We start from the raw sequence: 851 nt of genomic DNA on the forward strand, positions 1-851 counted from the left end.
CTAGGCTCAGGACCCATTAAAGCTCTTGCGATGTGCCCCTTGTTTTGATTCACTAAGATCAAAAGGAGACACTGCCATGAGTGACCTGATGCTTTTGTCGGATGCACAGATGCGCCGGATCGAACCTTTCTTCCCGCTGTCACATGGCGTGCCGCGTGTCGATGACCGCTTGGTATTGAGCGGCATCATCTTCGTCCTGCGCAATGGTTTGCGGTGGCGCGACGTGCCGCGTGAATACGGGCCGCATAAGACCATCTATAATCGTTTCATTCGCTGGAGCCGGCTCGGCGTCTTCAACCGCATCTTGGCCGAACTGACAGCAAAACGTAGCAAATCCGATACCTTGATGATCGATGCTACGCACCTCAAAGCCCATCGCACTGCAGCCAGCCTGCTAAAAAAGGGGATGTTCCCCGACGTATCGGAAGAACCAAAGGCGGCTTGAACTCCAAACTGCATGCCGTCTGCGATGGAGAAGGTCGGCCTCTTGTCCTGCTGTTGAGCGAAGGCCAGATGAGCGACTACAAAGGAGCGGCACATATGCTGCGTGTTCTGCCGAAGGCCAGGACGTTGCTGGCGGACAAGGGCTATGACGCCGACTGGTTTCGCGCTGCCTTAGCCGAGCGCAAGATCGACGCCTGCATCCCTTCAAGGTCCAACCGGAAAGTGCCCGTCCCGCACGATCCTGTTCTCTACAGGAAACGCCACAAAATCGAGAACATGTTCGGCAAGCTAAAGGACTGGAGGCGCATCCACACACGTTACGATCGCTGCGCACATACCTTCTTCTCAAGCATTTGCATCGCCGCCGCTGTTATCTTCTGGCTCTGATTTTATGAGTCCTGAGCCTA

At 55.1% G+C, this 851-nt stretch carries 1 protein-coding gene; it reads left to right on the forward strand.

Annotated elements, in window-relative coordinates; translation table 11 throughout:
- Positions 1 to 76: 76 nt before the first annotated feature.
- Positions 77 to 831, forward strand: a protein-coding gene (locus tag DSM25558_RS28050) for an IS5 family transposase (protein ID WP_141682939.1) whose coding sequence is annotated in 2 segments (ribosomal slippage) — positions 77 to 410 and positions 410 to 831 — 756 coding nt in all. Because the reading frame shifts where the segments join, the coding sequence is not laid out codon by codon here.
- Positions 832 to 851: the final 20 nt, after the last annotated feature.

The sequence above is a fragment of the Agrobacterium sp. DSM 25558 genome (assembly GCF_900100825.1).
Classification (GTDB): domain Bacteria; phylum Pseudomonadota; class Alphaproteobacteria; order Rhizobiales; family Rhizobiaceae; genus Agrobacterium.